This window comes from Vicinamibacteria bacterium (assembly GCA_035620555.1).
Taxonomy (GTDB): Bacteria; Acidobacteriota; Vicinamibacteria; order Marinacidobacterales; family SMYC01; genus DASPGQ01.
This window is the reverse complement of sequence record DASPGQ010000536.1, coordinates 1-15,110: the sequence shown is the minus strand read 5'-3', so window position 1 is coordinate 15,110 and position 15,110 is coordinate 1. Positions and strand designations below refer to the sequence as shown.

Here is a 15,110-nt window from a genome sequence, read left to right as displayed (position 1 = left end):
CCGGCCGGTCGATTCGCCCGATTTTTTGCCGCTCTTCGATCTGATGGCGGGCTACGATCTTCCCATCTTGCTGCACCCCGCCCGCGGCGCCAGCTTTGCCGACTACCCCGTCGAGGACAGCTCGAAGTACGAGATCTGGTGGGCCTTTGGCTGGCCCTACGAGACGAGCGTCGCCATGGCCCGGATCGTGTTCGCCGGACTTTTCGACCGGCATCCCAACCTCAAGGTCATCACCCACCATTTGGGCGCCATGGTTCCCTACTTCGAGGGGCGCGTGGGCCCGGGTTGGGACCAGATCGGGAGCCGCACGTCGGGCGAGGACCTGACCCGGGTGGTCCAGAGACTGAAGAAGCGACCTCTCGACTATTTCCACATGTTCTACGGCGATACGGCAGTTTTCGGGTCGCGTGCGGCCACCGAGTGCGGGCTCTCGTTCTTCGGCGCCGATCGCGTCCTGTTCGCTTCCGATGCCCCCTTCGACCCGGAAAAGGGCCCGATGTACATTCGAGAGACGATTCGCGTTCTCGACTCTCTCGCCATCTCCACCGAGGACCGCGAGAGAATCTACTTCCGAAACGCCGAAAAGCTCCTCAGGGTCGGTGAACGTCAGTCGTAGGGAAGAACGCGTACCAGCCGAACCAGAAAGCGTTGTGCCCCGGCAGGCGCGGGAGCGTTTTTCCGCTCGTGGAAACGAGCGCCTCTTCTTCGACGCGCCAGCGTTCGCCCGTCCCCTTCTCGACGAGAACGCCTGCGTCCTCCCCGAAAACAAACTGTCTTTCACCCGCCTCGTAGGCGCGAACGGCACCAGAATCCGGGTTCGTCACGAGAACGAGACTCGTGCCGCCGAGCTTGTCGTGAACCACGCGTTGGGATTTCAAGATCTCGATGGGATAGGCTTTCGGCCTTCCGTTGACGATCAACCCGAAGATCCATTCTTTGACTCGAAGCGAGTCGTCCCTCAGCCAGACGGGAAACATCGTATCGTCGGAGGCGAAGTATTCTTCGTAAGGGCTGCGACTGTAGTCCCGATCGAAGCCGGTCCCGTCGATATCGAGAACGAGGGATGTCGGATGACGCTTTCGCCACTCACCCCAGGTCGAAACGACTAGAGGGCGCCTCTCGAGTCGAATCCCGGACTCGGCCAGCCGGCCGACGACTGGCTCACCCGTGAGGTTGTTCCACAGGCTATTCGTCGGTCGGTCGTACATGAGCTTGTTCGACCGATACAGAAGACCGGACGATCCGAAGGTGAATGGGTCTTTGCCCTCGCGAGAGGGATGCTCGCCGTCGAATAGAATCCCCGAGCCGCATAGCGTGCAATAGGAGAGAGTCACGTGGCGTCCTCCGACCACGTCGTTTGCCATCTCGTGGGCGTCGAGGATTCGGTGCGGGTAGGCCTTGGCCTCGCCCGCGTGAAACACGCCGAAGACCCGCTCGTCGTCGTTCAAATAGGTCGCTTCATGGGCCGGCACGAAGCCGGGACGGTCGAGAGCGGGAATGCCGTCTTTCTTGACGCCGCCCCACTCGATCTCTTCCGGACGTATTCGGAACACGAACCGCGGGTGGAAGTAGCCGCGAAAGGCCCGGTCGTAACGTTCGAAGACGAACCGTTTGAACAGAACGTAACCTTCTTGGGGCTCGATCTCGTCGTGCCGGCCAACCCATTCCGCCCAACTTCGACGGGGATTCGACCCGCTCGAGTCTCCCGCGAGAAGTGCCATGAGCGCCGCGATCTCGTTGGCCGTCGACGGCAGCCCCGCCGCGTAGTGATAGTAGAGGACGTCGTTGAGTCCCGCCATGACCGAGAGATCGCGAGCTTCCCGCAGGCGATCGATCGCGGCCTGACGAATGGCCGGCTCGTCGGAGAAGAGCTCGCGGACGTCGGACCACGATACGGTGCTGGCGACAATCGCGGCCACGATCAGCATTTCCGCGAAATGGTAGCACGTGGGTTCCGCCAGACGAGCCGAGCTGGCGATGGGCGTCCGCCTCCGCACGAAGTGCTTCGGCGGGACCTCGCCGTAGCCTTGGGGAAGGCAGGCGCGAGAGCCAATCACCCGTAATTGACGTCCGCTCATGGACCGACGAGGATAGGGGCTCAAAGGAGGCCTCGATGATACGTCTGTCGCTTCTCGGACTGTTCTTGACGTCCGTGGCATGCCAGCCGTCGACCCCGGCGCCCGCCGAGCGTTTCTCCCAGGATCGACTGATGGAGCATATCCGGACGCTTTCGTCGGACGAGTTCGGGGGCCGCAGTCCAGGCTCGGCGGGGGAGGAGAAGACGGTCGCCTATCTTACCGATGCGTTTCGAAGCCTCGGACTCGCAGCGGGAAACCCGGACGGTACCTACGTGCAGAAGGTGCCTCTGGTTGGCATCACGAACACGAGCCAGGTCTCGCTCGTTCAAAACGGTGAGGAAGAGGAGCTCGCGGGCGGGGAATCCTACGTTGCCTGGACCAAGCGGGTCGTCGAGGAGGTTGCGGTCGAAGCCGAGCTCGTCTACGTCGGCTACGGAGTCGTCGCGCCGGAATACGACTGGGACGATTACAAGGCCATCGACGTGAAAGGCAAGATCCTCGTCATGCTCGTGAACGACCCGCCCGTCGAGGGCTTGTTCGGAGACGAAGCCATGACGTATTACGGAAGGTGGACATACAAGTACGAGGTCGCGGCTGAAAAAGGTGCCGCAGGAGCTTTCATCGTCCACGAGACCGGCCCGGCGGGCTATCCCTGGGAGGTCGTTCGCGGAAGTTGGTTGGGCGAGCAGTTCGATCTGGAGACCGAGGATCGCAACGCCGGGCGCGTCGCGGTCGAGGGATGGTTCTCTCGAAGCATGGCTCAATCGCTCTTCGAGCGCGCAGGCCTCGATCTCACGGAACAGAAGCAAGCCGCCGCGGATCGCGCCTTTCAGCCTTTGCCCCTCGGCGTTAGCTTGCACGCCTCGATCAAGAACCAGCTTCGGAACGTCGATTCCAAGAACGTGGTGGCACGACTCGTTGGGGCCGAGGTTCCCGAAGAGACGATTCTCTACGTGGCTCACTGGGATCACCTGGGAACTCAGGAGGTCGATAACGAAGACAACATCTTCAACGGCGCCTATGATAATGCGACGGGAACGGCCGGCCTTATCGAGCTCGCGCGTGCTTTCGCGGCGCTCGAGCCGACGCCCCGACGGTCGGTCGTCTTCCTTGCCGTGACCGCCGAGGAGCAAGGGCTCCTGGGCTCGCGTTTCTACGCCCGACATCCGCTCTACTCACCGTCCGACACGGTGGCCGCCATCAATATGGACGGACTCAACATATGGGGCAGGACGACGGATGTGACGGTTGTCGGAATGGGCCAGTCGTCCCTCGACGAGCTCGCCCACGAGCTCGCTGCGGCTCAGGGTCGGGTGCTCGAGCCCGATGCCGAGCCGGAGAAGGGCTATTACTATCGCTCCGATCACTTCGAGCTCGCGAAAATCGGGATCCCCGCTTTTTATCCCGACGTGGGCGTCCACTTCGAGGGGAAGCCCGAAGGCTGGGGCAAGCAGCGCCGCGAGAACTACGTCGCGGAGGATTACCACAAGCCGTCCGACGAAGTGAAAGATTGGTACGACCTTTCGGGCATGGTGCAGGACCTCGAGCTCTTTTTCGCCATGGGAGAACGGCTCGCGACGAGCGACAGGTGGCCCGAGTGGAGCGAGACGAGCGAGTTCCGGGCCGCGCGGGAGGCATCTCGACCCTGAGCTGGTCGATCCCCGACCGCGACTTGCGGTTATTGTTTGATTTTGTCAATAATATAGGCCATGCCGCGGGATTCGCTGGGTGAGCTCGAACAGCTGCTGATGCTGGCCGTTGCCAGGCTCGGGGCCGATGCCTACGGAGCCGAGATTCAGAGAGAGCTCGAGGAGCTGGCGTCGAGACCGCTGACGATCAGTACCATTTACGTCACGCTGGTTCGGTTGGAGAAGAAGGGATACGTACGATCGGCGCGCGGCGAGCCCACGCCGATCCGGGGCGGCAAAGCCAAGCGGTGCTTCCGACTGACGCCGAGAGGTGTGCGGGTCCTCGAGGAATCGCGAATCGTGCTCGAGCGCATGTGGAGCGGGGTCGACGTTTCCGCGCATCCGGAGAGGCATTGAGCGATGCCGCCGATGCTCGCGCGCCGGCTCATTGAGCACCTCACACCCCGCAGGTTGAGAGAGGACCTCCTCTCCGCCCTGGATGACGGCTTCGAGAGGCGCGCGCGCACCCTGGGGGCAGACGCGGCCCGCGCCTGGTATTGGCGACAACTGCTGTCGCTCGATTGGGTTCGCCTGCGTCGCGAGTGCCCCCGAGATGAGCACCTGAAGGAGGCCTGGATGCACTCGTTCTGGCAGGACGCGCGTTTTGCCTTTCGATCGTTTGCGCGGAGCCCCAGTTTCGCCATCGTCGTCGTGGTGACGCTTTCGCTCGGCATCGGCGCCAATGTCGCTCTCATGAGCGTCGCGCGGGCCGTGCTGCTGAAGCCGCTGCCCTACGAGAACGAGGAGGGGGTCGTCAGCATCTGGAGCCAGTGGACCGGGTTTCCCAAGACATGGGTCTCGATTCCCGAGTACCGGATGTATCGGGAGACCATCCGGAGTCTGGACGAAGTGGGTTTGTACTTCTCGACGAGCGCGAATCTCGAGGACCGTGACGACCCCGAGCGCATTGGTCTCGCTGCGGTGACTCCAAATATCTTCGACGTACTCGGCGTTTCTCCGTCGGCAGGCCGCGTCTTCTCTGCCGAGGAAGCCAAGCTGGAAGTGAGCGACGTCATCCTCCTGTCACATCGCATCTGGGAACGTCGCTATGGAGGAGACGTTTCCCTCCTCGGCTCTCGTGTCGAGATGGATGGAGTGCCCCGTACCGTCATCGGTGTCCTACCCGAGCGATTTCAGCTGCCCACCGACTTCAACGCCGAGGCGCCGACCGACGTCTACGTTCCGCTCGACGTGCCGGCGGGATTCGAGTCCTTGCCGAGGCTCGGAGGAAGCCATTCGTACTACGCGGTGGGTCGTCTCGCGAACGGCGCCTCAGTCGAAGAGGCCAGGGCGGAGTTTCTGGCTGCGAACGAACGTGACACCGCAGATGGGATCTATACCCCGGACTGGCGTTTTCGCACCCTGGTGATTCCCGTGTCCGAGGACGTCGTGGGTGACGTGCGACCCGCGCTCCTGGTCCTTCTCGGTGCCGTGGGGTTCGTGCTCCTCATCGCCTGCACGAACGTCGCCAGCGTCGTCCTCTCCCGGAGCCACGAGCGCTCGCGAGAGGTCGCGCTTCGAAGCTCGCTCGGGGCCAGCTTCGGCCGGGTGTTTCGGCAGTTGATCACCGAGAGCGTTCTGCTGGCGGGGATGGGGGGACTCACCGGCCTGGTCTTGGCGTATTGGGCGATCGATGGGCTGGTCGGACTGGAGCCAGGGAGTATTCCCCGGCTCACCGAAGCCCGCGTCGACGGAGGCGTTCTGCTGTTCGCTCTCGGTGCGACGCTTGCCACCGCGCTCTTGTTCGGCGTGATGCCGGCAATCGCCACCGCTCGTTCCAGCCTGCGATCGGCGGTTGGTGACCCGGTTCGCGCCGTCGGCTCGGGCGTCTTCGGGCAGCGCCTGAGAGGTGCCCTCGTCGCCTTGCAGATGGCCCTGGCCGTCGTTCTGGTCGCCGGGGCGGGGCTCATGATCCGAACGTTCGCTACACTCGTCCGCGTCGATCCCGGTTTCCGGACGGAGAACGTCCTGACCTTCCGTTTGTCGGCCCCGATGGGCAGCTATCCGGACTCGCCCTCTATCCTGTCGCTCTTCGAGCGTGTGCGCGAAGGCCTTCGAGCGCTGCCGGGTGTCGAGGAAGTGGGCGCGGTGAGAGTGTTGCCCCTCGCGACCTCCATCGGTGACTGGGGAACCCGTATCGAGGGCTACGAGCCACGACCTGGAGAGAATCCTTCGGCCGACTGGCAGGTGGCGTCGCCGGGCTATCTCGAGGCGATGGGTATTCCGTTGATCGAAGGACGCGTTTTCACGGATGAAGATCGACCCGACACCGAGCCGGTAATCCTCGTGAACGAATCCATGGCGACGAAGTACTGGCCCGGGCAGAGCGCGATTGGCAAGCGCATCATGATCGGCGGGGCGGAGGACCCTCCCTGGTCCCGAATCGTAGGGGTGGTCGGTAACGTGCGCCACAACGGGATCACGGCGGAGATCAAATCGAAGTGGTATCGGCCGCTGAGCCAGTTTCACCAATCGTCCGGATTCACCCCCAGCGCAGTGACCTTCGTCATGCGCACGAATGGGTCGGCCGAGTTGCTGGCGCGGTCCGCTCGCGAGGTCGTGCGCGAAGTCGATCCGAAGCTCCCTGTCTCCGACGTGAGGACTCTTCAGGACGTGTTTTCCCGGTCCATGGGGTCGTCGAGGTTCACCATGGCTCTTCTCGTCCTGTTGTCGGGGCTGGCTCTGGCGCTCGCGGTCGTCGGGGTCTACGGCGTGGCCTCCTACTTGGTTGGACAGAGGAGCCGGGAGATCGGCCTTCGGATGGCGCTGGGTGCCTCCCCGTCGAAGATGCTCGGGTTAGTGATCCGACAAGGTCTCTTTCTAGCCGCTTTGGGGACTTCCGTCGGCGTGGTCGCGGCTTATTCACTGACGCAGTCGATGGATTCGTTACTGTACGGCGTGGAACCCCGAGACCCGATAACATTCGCTCTCGTACCGCTCGTTCTCCTCGCGGCAGCACTGGCAGGCTCGGTGGTTCCGGCGGTGCGTGCCTCCCGAGTCGATCCGGTTCGGGCCCTTCGCGCTGAAGCGTTGTAGAAGGTTGCGTCATCGAGCCGGTCTTGTCTAGAATCACGGGCTCTTGGAATCGAACATCGCGGAAATCATCGAGCGAGACGGTTTTGCCGCCATTCCCGACGGGATTTCTCCCGACACGGTGTCCGAATTACGCTCGGCCGTTTCCTCGGTCGAGGAAGGTCCCGGGGTCGTCAGGCGTGGCGAGATCTATGCGTTCCGGAATCTGTTCCAGAACGCTCCTCGGGCGAAGACCGTACTCCGTGCGCCTGCGCTAGGGGATCTCGTCGAAGCCGTTCTGGGCGTCGACGCCTTCTGCGTGCGCGGGCTCTTCCTCGACAAGAGCCCCCGCGCGAACTGGGCGGTTCGCTGGCATCAGGACGCGACCATCACGGTAAAGGAGCGCGGAGACGCCGTGGGTTTCGGCCCGTGGTCGATGAAGGCCGGTGTACAGCACGTGATGGCGCCGCCGGGTGTCCTCTCCGCGATGCTGTCGGTGCGGATACACCTCGACGACTGCGGTGAAGAAGACGGAGCGATGAAGGTGATACCGACGTCGCATCAATATGGGCGCCTTCCCGAAGACAGTATCGGTCAGTTCACCCGCGTCGAAGCCACCGTTTGCGAGGCAACGAAGGGTAGCCTCTTTGTGATGAGGCCCCTCTTGCTCCATTGTTCTCATCCTGCCCGCCGCCCCGGTCCCCGCCGGGTAATCCAGCTCGACTTTTCCGCCCGTAAGCTCCCGCTGCCACTGGAGTGGAACGAGAGCTATTCCCTTTCGTAAACGACCTCCCCACCGACCAGCGTATAGAGCACCTTCGCGTCGAGGAGGCGTGCGGGCGCGGTCCGCCCGACCTCGACGAGATTCGTATCGAAGACGGCGATATCGGCGAGCATTCCTGGTGCGAGCGTTCCCTTGACGGCTTCCTCGAAGCACGCCCAGGCCGGTGTCTTGGTATAGGCTTCGATGGCCTCCTCGATGGTCAAACGCTGGTCGGCGTACCACCCCTCTTTCGGCTCGCCGGTGAGCGTCTGACGACTCACCGCGGCGAAGAGCCCGTAGACCGGGCTCAGATAGTAGCGCGCCGCGTTCGTTCCCGGGGAGTCGCTTCCGAAAATGATCCTTGCCCCAGAATCCTCGAGTTTTCGGAATGCATAGGCGCCGATCGATCGCTCCTTGCCGATGCGTTCCTCCATCCACCGCATGTCGTCGGAGACATGGTAGGGGTTGACTTCGGCGACGAGGTTCAGCTCACCGAACCGCTCGAAGTCGTCGGGGTGCACGACCTGGGCGTGAATGACGCGCCAGCGGTGATCGGAATCCACCATCTTCGCCCTGGTGAGAACTCTCTCGAAGATGTCGAGGATGATGCGGTTTCCCAGATCGCCGATGGCATGGATGTGGGGAGGGACCCCGGTGGGTAGCCATTGCTCGATGAGCTTCTCCATGTTTCCCGGGGGGTAGTCCGAATAGTGATCGGACGAGCCGAGCTCGAAAGCCGCCCCGTCCACACTCTCGGGAAGCATCGGTGGACGAAGGTATCCCCGGTTTCCCGGATCGTGATCGTAGTCGGTGAAGAACATGGCGCCGCTCGAGCCCATGATTCCGTCGACCCAGCCCTTGTACCCAACCAGCTTCAACCAATCGTCTCCGAAGCCTCGAGAAAGGCCGAGGGCGGCAACGTGCTCCGCTTGAAAGATGTTCGGCCGGATCATGATTCGCACCGTCAGCTCGCCATTGTCTTTCAGATGCTGGTAGGCCATGAGCTGCTCCGCCGAGGTCAGATCCTGAATCGTCGTGACGCCGCCTTCCCGTGCCTCCTTCAGCACGGCACGCACCTGGATGAGGCGCTGCGCGAACGAGATCGGCGGAATCACTTTCTGAACGAGATCGAACGCTGTCCCGGTGAGGATTCCCGTCAGTCGGCCGCTCCCATCTTTCACGATCTGACCGTCGGGCGGATCGGGAGTCGATTCGTCGATGCCCGCGAGATCCAGCGCGAGGCTGTTCGCGAGGTGTATGCTTCGATCGAAGCGGCTGACCAGAACCGGATGTTTCGTCGTGGCGGAATCGATGAGGTTGCGGTCGGGTGTGAAAGGGCCACCCGAGACTTCTCCCGAGGCCGCTTCTCCGCTGGAGCCGACTCCCCATTGCTCGTAAGCACCCCACATGCCGCGTGTGATCCAGCTCCCCGGGGGAAGCCGCGATGCCGTGGCCTCGATTCGCTCGCGAAATGCCGTGGGCTCGTGCACGTCCAGGAGGTTCACGCCGGTAAGGAGCGCCCCGGTTCCGTCGACGTGCACGTGGGCATCGTTGAAGCCGGGGGAGGCGAAGGCTCCGTTCAGATCGATCTCACGCGTGTTTGCACCGAGGTAACGACGTGCCTCGTCATCGGTGCCGACGGCAAGAATACGCTCTCCCTTGATGGCGACGGCGGTGGCCCATGGTTTGGCCTCGTCCAGTGTGTACAGGTTTCCGTCGAAGAGAATGAGGTCGGCCGTGTCCTCGGCCCGCGCCCATGCCGCGGCTCCGAGGAAGACAACGAGCGCGTAACTCCGCATAGCCCAAGCCTCCTGGAGCCGTAAGCGTATTGCGATGGGCGCGAGCGAAGCAAGTAAGTTTGTCTCTGGAAGGGACCAGACCGGGGTTGAGGCGATGCCCGACCGTAGAAAATCACACCGAAAGCACGGACACGCCGAGCTTCTGCGACAAGAGCTGGAACTCCGCTCGATTCGCGGTAACGACGGTAGCGCCGTGTCGGCGAGCCGTTAAAGCAATTAGAGCGTCGTTCTGGAAATCCCTTCGCTTGCTTCTATGCCAGCCCCGGGCGTCTCTCAGCTCCCGGATAAGCAGTCCCGCTTCCCACCAATCCGGCGCCTGCGGAGTCCAGACGACGGTTGCTCGTTTCAAGAGATTCTCAACCACACTCTGGGCCGTCGGAGTCCGCGCACCGCGGCGGAGCTCCGAGAGCACCACCGCGGAATGACGAACGATGAACGCCTGGCGAACCTGGGCAAGCGCCTCGTCGTAGAGCCCCCGTTCCCAATGACCGATATAGATATTGGTATCGAGGATCGCCCAGGCCACGCTATGGAGCCTCTATGGTTCCCGGCTCGAGGATGCTCCGTGTTTCCCTCATGAAATTCCAGAATTCCTCCATCTCCGCGACCCTTTCGATTGCCAGTCGCACCACTTCCGCGTCGCTTGCCAACCCCAGCGCTTTCTTTGCTCGTCGCAGCGTACGTTCGTCGACAAAGAAAGCTCTTCGTTTCAACGTCGCCTTTCGGGCCATAGGCATACATTGAATGGTTATTAGGTCCATGTCAATTAGACTTTGGCTGCGCAGTCCAGATGGGCGGAGCCCGGGCGGGATTTGGCACCGAGCCGCGTAGAACCGGGAGAGGAACGACGGTGGGTACACACACCGGCTCGCGATGGGTCGAAGTCGACGAGATCCTGAGCGCAGCACTCGACTTGCCCCCCGGCGAGCGAACCCGCTGGCTCGAAGAGGTCTGCGCGACGAGCCCCGAGCTTCGCTCCGAAGTCGCGCGTTTGCTTGTACTTGCGGAGCAGGAGGACGAGCGCCTTCCCCTCGGTCCGAAGCAGCGCATTTTCGACGTCGTTCATGAGTTTCTAGGCGAATCGGAGATTCGGCGATGGCAGGAGGCATTAGGGGTGCGGAGCGATAGTTCCCCTAATCGCGATCCGCCCGGGAAGTAGCACCGGTGCTGCAAAGCGCGCCTTGGATGTGGATCGTTGGGCGACGCGAACGTAACATGCTCCGGTGCAAGAGCTGCAAATACCACACCTCATCGAGTGGCGGCGGCCGTCGGCTTTTGTCGGGCTAAATCGTCGCGTTCTAGCGGCCGAGCCGTGATGGCACGAGCCCGACGTCTGTGGATCGCGGTGGGAATCGTATTCCTCTCCGCCTTGGCCTCATATCTGACCGAGCCGGGCTCGATCCGTCTGACGTCTGATTCCTTTGGATGGCGAACGTCGGTCCGGGGCGGGGCGCCTAGGAGCGCGTCGTCTCTGCGCTCGGTCGTCCGCCTTCCCGGAGTCAACCGACTCCGACCCGGCCGACTGCTCCTGCAGTGGAGCAGCGGGAACGTGAGCTCATCGGTCTCGATCGATGGGGGGCCGAGCTACATGGTCCGTTCATCCAGGGAAGGCGCCATCGCGCTGGCGCTTCCACCGGCGCCTTCGCCTGGCGTTCGACTCGACCTCGTGAGCTTCGCGCGACAGCCGGGGGCGCGCCCGGCACGTCTCGTTTCCATATCGGTCGAGAACCCTCGCGAGAAGCTTTCGTTTGCGAGGGCTCTCGGCTCGCTTCTCGCGGGCGTTCTCGTTCTGGTCTTGCTCGGGAGGGTAGGACCCGAATTGGCAATTTCCATGGGCCTGTTTGCCGCCGGGCTCTCGAGTCTGGTTGCCCAGAGTGCGCTGGTTTACCTCACCGTTCCCGAGGTGTCGGGGATGGCCCGGCTGGCGATACCGAGTGGGTTAATGGTGGCGGGATGGGTGAGCGCGGGCAAGGACCGGCGGCGTTTCGTTTGGGGAGCGACTCTTCTGAGTGCAATGGTCTTCGGCGTCTGGGTGAGGCTATTTTTTCTTCCTTCGCCCGGCTCGTGGGATACGGAGTACTGGAAGGCGTGGACCGCTCGCGCGAACGCTCACGGAGTTACGCGGGTTTACGGCGATGCAGACACGATTCCGCGGGGGCAGTTCTGGCATCAGCTGCGCAACCCCCAAGAGGCGTGGACCGTGAGTCATCGTGGCCGGGAGTTCGGGGTCGATTATCCGCCCCTCGCCATGGCCCTCTGGAGAGCGAGCTCACTTCTCGTGTCCCGAATCCTCCCGGAGATGGATGCTGGAGAGCGGGAGAACGTTGCGGCGAAGCTGCCCGCTTTCTTGGGAGACGTGGCCGCGGCCGGGCTGCTGTTATGGGCGTTCCGGCGGAACCTCAGATGGGGTCTCGTCCTCTCGGCCTGCTACTGGGCTCTTCCCTCGAGCTGGCTCAGCAGCGCGGTTCTCGGCTTTCAGGACGGCGCCTATGCTCCGCTCGCCGCCGCGGGGCTTCTGGCAGCCGGCAGCGGTCTGGCCGCGGCGTCGGGTGGGCTGCTCGCTCTCGCGTTCTGGGTGAAACCCCTGGCACTCGTCGTGTTTCCAGTCGCGGCAATCGGCCTTCTCGCCAGGGACGATTCCCGCTCGTTCATCGCGAAGCTCGAGGGTCTGATCCCCGCTATGGTCGCCGGGCTCGCGATCACCGGGGCGATTCTGGTTCCCTTTGCTCTCGCCGGCACCCTCGAGGAGCTCCTCGTCCACATGGTCCATGCGTTTCGTCCTGGCAATCTTTCGAGTGGCTTCGCCAATCCGTGGTGGATCCTGGGCCATCTGATGACCGTCGCCAAAGGGGATGCCGCAATCACCGATCGGGTGGATTTCGTCAGGCTGGATACCGCGTCGTTACCCGCGGCTCAGCTCGGGACCGCGCTGGTAGCGATTTCGACACTCTGGATCCTCTGGCGTCGCCGGAATCGTTTCGCCCCGGAGGCTCTGGCATCCACGGCTGCGGCCGTCTTCTTCGCCTTCGCGATGTTGTCCACCGGCGTGTACGAGAATCATCCCCACCTCGTCTACCTGCTGCTCCTGTTCGGGGGCCTTCCCACGAGCCGTATGCGTTTTCTGGCGGGGACGGCCACGCTCGCCTACGTATTGAATCTGCTGGTTTTTTCCGGCCTCGGCCGTTTCTACGGCAACCGCTATATGCTGCTGGAGCCTATGGTCGACGCGCTATCAGGCCTTCGTTTGACCCCGGGTTTCGACCTCACGCTCGCCCTCGCCCTGGTCCACGTCTTCATTTTGCTGGCGATCTTGAAGTCGTCATGGAAATAACCACGGCTCGCTCCGGCGTCTGTAGCTGCCGTATCGTAGAATGGCGCGATAGGCGCGTTCTGCAGGGGAAAAACTGACCATGGGCGGTGAGAAGATCCTGGTCGTCGAGGATGAGCAGGCCATCCAGCAGCTACTGCACTACAACTTGAGAAAGGCAGGTTACGAAACCGTATCGGCGCTCTCGGGACGAGAAGCACTCGAGCGGGTCGATTCCGAGACGCCCGCTCTGATACTGCTCGACCTGATGCTACCGGACATCGACGGGCTCAGCTTGTGCAGGAAGTTGAGGACCCGTCAAGACACGAGAAGCGTCCCCATCGTGATGCTGACGGCAAGAGGAGAGGAGAGCGACATCATCCGCGGTCTGGAGATGGGCGCCGATGACTATGTCACGAAACCGTTCACTCTTCCGGTCTTGATCGCCAGAATCGGAGCGGTGCTTCGACGCGGCGACGACGGCCAGTCCGACGGCGATGAACCTCTCCGCATCGGTGAGGTCTCTCTTCACCCGGGTCGTCGGGAAGTGCGGGTGAGCGAAAAGACGGTCACGCTCACCAACACCGAGTTTCGCGTCCTGCTCGTTCTCATGCGTCGCCCGGGTTGGGTATTCACCCGGCAGCAGATCGTGGACGCCGTTCGAAGTGAGAGGTACGCGGTGACCGAGCGATCGGTGGACGTGCAGATCGTCGGATTGCGCAAGAAGCTCGGATCGGCGAGCCGACAGATCGAGACGGTGCGGGGCGTCGGCTACCGATTCCGAGATTGAATTTGCTCGACCGGCTCTTCTGGAGGCTCTTCCTCGCGATCTCCTGCACGCTTCTGGCGGCAGTCGCCTCGGTGAGCTGGCTCGCTGCTCGATCGATCCGCCAGAGCTATTTTGCTTACATCGAGAACGATCTATTTGCACGCGCCGCGCTCGTGAAGGAAACATGTCGGGACGTCTTCAGCGGGGCCGACCGCACGGACTGCGAGGCAAGCTTCCAGGGTCACGGAGCTTCGACGGACAGCACCCGTTTCACCCTGATCCTCGCTTCGGGCGAGGTCATCAGCGACTCCGCCCACGATCCGGATGGAATGGAAAGCCATTCGAATCGTCCCGAGATCCGGTCGGCTCTGTTGGGAAAGCGCAGCGCCTCGGTCCGCTTCAGCCGTACGAGCCACGAGCGCTTGATGTACGTGGCCGTTCCCGTGGAAGACATGGGAAGGGTTGTGGGCGTCATTCGGGGGTCCGTGCCGGTGGACGGCATCGACCGCCAGCTTGCGAGCCTGTACAGGAGGATCTCTGCCGCCGCCGTTGCGGTCGCGTGTCTCGGAGCCGTCCTGAGCTGGTGGATTGCGCGCTTTACCGCTCGTCCGCTGGAAGTGATGTCTCGTCGCTTGGCTGCCGGGAATTCCAGGGGAAAGAGGCTCCCGGTAGTGGGTTCCGCTGAGGTGGGAGTCATTGCCGAGGCGGTCAATCGGTTGACCCTGGAGCTGGAGCAAGCCGGGCAGTTGGCGTCGAGGCAGGATCGGGAGCTGGAAACCATCATGGCGAGCACAACGGAAGGGGTCCTCGTCACTGACAACGACGGCAGGGTGCTGCGAGTCAATAGTGCGGCTCTCGGGATTCTGCAATTGCGACACGACGCGATAATCGGGAAGCTCGTCTCCAGCACGGCGAACAACGGTGTACTGGAGAGACTCGTGGCTCAGGGCATCTCGGGAACGTCGGGATCGACTCACGATCTGGTGTCGGGCGCAGGGACGGGACGCTACGTTCTCGCCACCAGCACTCCGCTCCAGGACAGTTTCGGTCGAACGATCGGGGCCGTCATCGTGATGAGCGATTGGACGCGGATCCGGAAGCTCGATCATCTGCGGCGGGACTTCACCGCCAATGTTTCGCACGAGCTCAAAACGCCGCTCACCGCGATTCAGGGCTTCGCCGATACCCTGCTGCAGGGTGCGTTGGAGGAGCCCGAGGAAGCCCGTCATTTCGTTCGCGTCATCTCGGAGCAGGCACGCCGTCTCCGGGGGGTGATCGAGGGCTTGATGGACTTGACTCGATTGGAAGGACAGGCGGAAAGACAGGAAATCGACAGAACCTGGCACCATTTGAAGGACGTCCTCTCACCCCTGCTGGAGACCTTTTCCGCGAGGTCGAGCGAGGTCAGGGCTGAGCTCGAACTGGATTGTCCCGACGGCCTGACGGCTCGGGTGAACGCGCCCCTTCTGGAGCGAGCCATCGCCAATCTCGTGGACAACGCGCTTCGCTACGGCGGAAAGGGAGTGCGGGTGGCTATCTCGGTGGAAGAGGACGGTGAGAGCATCGGGATCGCCGTCACCGACGACGGCATGGGGATGGAGCCAGCCGAATCCGCTCGCATCTTCGAACGCTTCTACCGGGTGGGACGAAGCACCGACCAGCACCCCGAGGGAAGCGGTCTCGGCCTGGCGATT

At 62.8% G+C, this 15,110-nt stretch carries 12 protein-coding genes; 9 read left to right on the top strand and 3 right to left on the bottom strand.

Annotation, left to right across the window (positions count from 1 at the left end):
* On the top strand, positions 1 to 616 hold a 616-nt coding region (locus VEK15_21915), incomplete at its 5' end, for an amidohydrolase family protein (protein HXV63372.1).
* On the opposite strand, the gene VEK15_21910 is transcribed toward VEK15_21915, so the two are convergent.
* Complete coding sequence (locus tag VEK15_21910) at positions 591 to 2,078, bottom strand: DUF3179 domain-containing (seleno)protein (protein HXV63371.1); 1,488 nt, start codon at positions 2,076 to 2,078, stop codon at positions 591 to 593. The two genes, VEK15_21915 and VEK15_21910, sit on opposite strands and share 26 nt — an antisense overlap.
* A gap of 35 nt (positions 2,079 to 2,113) precedes the next feature.
* Here VEK15_21910 and VEK15_21905 point away from each other — a divergent pair, with 35 nt between their 5' ends.
* The 4 genes from VEK15_21905 to VEK15_21890 are packed head-to-tail and all read left to right on the top strand — an operon-like array spanning position 2,114 to position 7,562.
* Positions 2,114 to 3,727, top strand: a complete 1,614-nt coding sequence (locus VEK15_21905; GenBank protein ID HXV63370.1) for a M28 family metallopeptidase — start codon at positions 2,114 to 2,116, stop codon at positions 3,725 to 3,727.
* A 60-nt stretch (positions 3,728 to 3,787) separates the two neighbouring features.
* Positions 3,788 to 4,123, top strand: a complete 336-nt coding sequence (locus VEK15_21900) for a PadR family transcriptional regulator (protein ID HXV63369.1) — start codon at positions 3,788 to 3,790, stop codon at positions 4,121 to 4,123.
* A 3-nt stretch (positions 4,124 to 4,126) separates the two neighbouring features.
* Positions 4,127 to 6,802 carry an ABC transporter permease gene (locus VEK15_21895; protein HXV63368.1) on the top strand — a complete coding sequence of 892 codons (2,676 nt, stop codon included), beginning with the start codon at positions 4,127 to 4,129 and terminating at the stop codon, positions 6,800 to 6,802.
* 43 nt (positions 6,803 to 6,845) lie between these two features.
* Positions 6,846 to 7,562, top strand: coding sequence for a phytanoyl-CoA dioxygenase family protein (locus VEK15_21890; protein HXV63367.1), 717 nt, complete (start codon positions 6,846 to 6,848; stop codon positions 7,560 to 7,562).
* On the opposite strand, the gene VEK15_21885 is transcribed toward VEK15_21890, so the two are convergent.
* Both VEK15_21885 and VEK15_21880 read right to left on the bottom strand, forming a co-directional pair.
* Positions 7,547 to 9,340 (bottom strand): amidohydrolase, encoded by a 1,794-nt coding sequence (locus VEK15_21885; GenBank protein ID HXV63366.1) that lies wholly within the window; start codon positions 9,338 to 9,340, stop codon positions 7,547 to 7,549. The genes VEK15_21890 and VEK15_21885 overlap by 16 nt on opposite strands.
* A gap of 112 nt (positions 9,341 to 9,452) precedes the next feature.
* A complete protein-coding gene (locus tag VEK15_21880; GenBank protein HXV63365.1) occupies positions 9,453 to 9,866 on the bottom strand; it encodes a type II toxin-antitoxin system VapC family toxin in 414 nt (137 codons plus the stop codon).
* A 324-nt stretch (positions 9,867 to 10,190) separates the two neighbouring features.
* On the opposite strand from VEK15_21880, the gene VEK15_21875 reads away from it, so the two are divergent.
* From VEK15_21875 to VEK15_21860, 4 genes are all read left to right on the top strand, one after another.
* Positions 10,191 to 10,499, top strand: coding sequence for a hypothetical protein (locus VEK15_21875; protein HXV63364.1), 309 nt, complete (start codon positions 10,191 to 10,193; stop codon positions 10,497 to 10,499).
* Between the two features lie 156 nt (positions 10,500 to 10,655).
* On the top strand, positions 10,656 to 12,671 hold the full coding sequence (locus VEK15_21870; GenBank protein ID HXV63363.1) for a hypothetical protein: 2,016 nt from the start codon (positions 10,656 to 10,658) through the stop codon (positions 12,669 to 12,671).
* 79 nt (positions 12,672 to 12,750) lie between these two features.
* The gene (locus VEK15_21865) at positions 12,751 to 13,437 is read left to right on the top strand and encodes a response regulator transcription factor (protein HXV63362.1); all 687 of its coding nucleotides are present in this window, start codon (positions 12,751 to 12,753) and stop codon (positions 13,435 to 13,437) included.
* On the top strand, positions 13,434 to 15,110 hold a 1,677-nt coding region (locus VEK15_21860), incomplete at its 3' end, for a histidine kinase dimerization/phospho-acceptor domain-containing protein (protein HXV63361.1). The genes VEK15_21865 and VEK15_21860, both read left to right, overlap by 4 nt.

What these genes read in the sequence shown, in the direction of transcription:
- VEK15_21910 (HXV63371.1), bottom strand. Translation starts at nt 2,078, where the DNA reads ATGAGCGGACGTCAATTACGGGTGATTGGCTCTCGCGCCTGCCTTCCC.
- VEK15_21900 (HXV63369.1), top strand. Translation starts at nt 3,788, where the DNA reads ATGCCGCGGGATTCGCTGGGTGAGCTCGAACAGCTGCTGATGCTGGCC.
- VEK15_21905 (HXV63370.1), top strand. Translation starts at nt 2,114, where the DNA reads ATGATACGTCTGTCGCTTCTCGGACTGTTCTTGACGTCCGTGGCATGC.
- VEK15_21865 (HXV63362.1), top strand. Translation starts at nt 12,751, where the DNA reads ATGGGCGGTGAGAAGATCCTGGTCGTCGAGGATGAGCAGGCCATCCAG.
- VEK15_21870 (HXV63363.1), top strand. Translation starts at nt 10,656, where the DNA reads ATGGCACGAGCCCGACGTCTGTGGATCGCGGTGGGAATCGTATTCCTC.
- VEK15_21895 (HXV63368.1), top strand. Translation starts at nt 4,127, where the DNA reads ATGCCGCCGATGCTCGCGCGCCGGCTCATTGAGCACCTCACACCCCGC.
- VEK15_21885 (HXV63366.1), bottom strand. Translation starts at nt 9,340, where the DNA reads ATGCGGAGTTACGCGCTCGTTGTCTTCCTCGGAGCCGCGGCATGGGCG.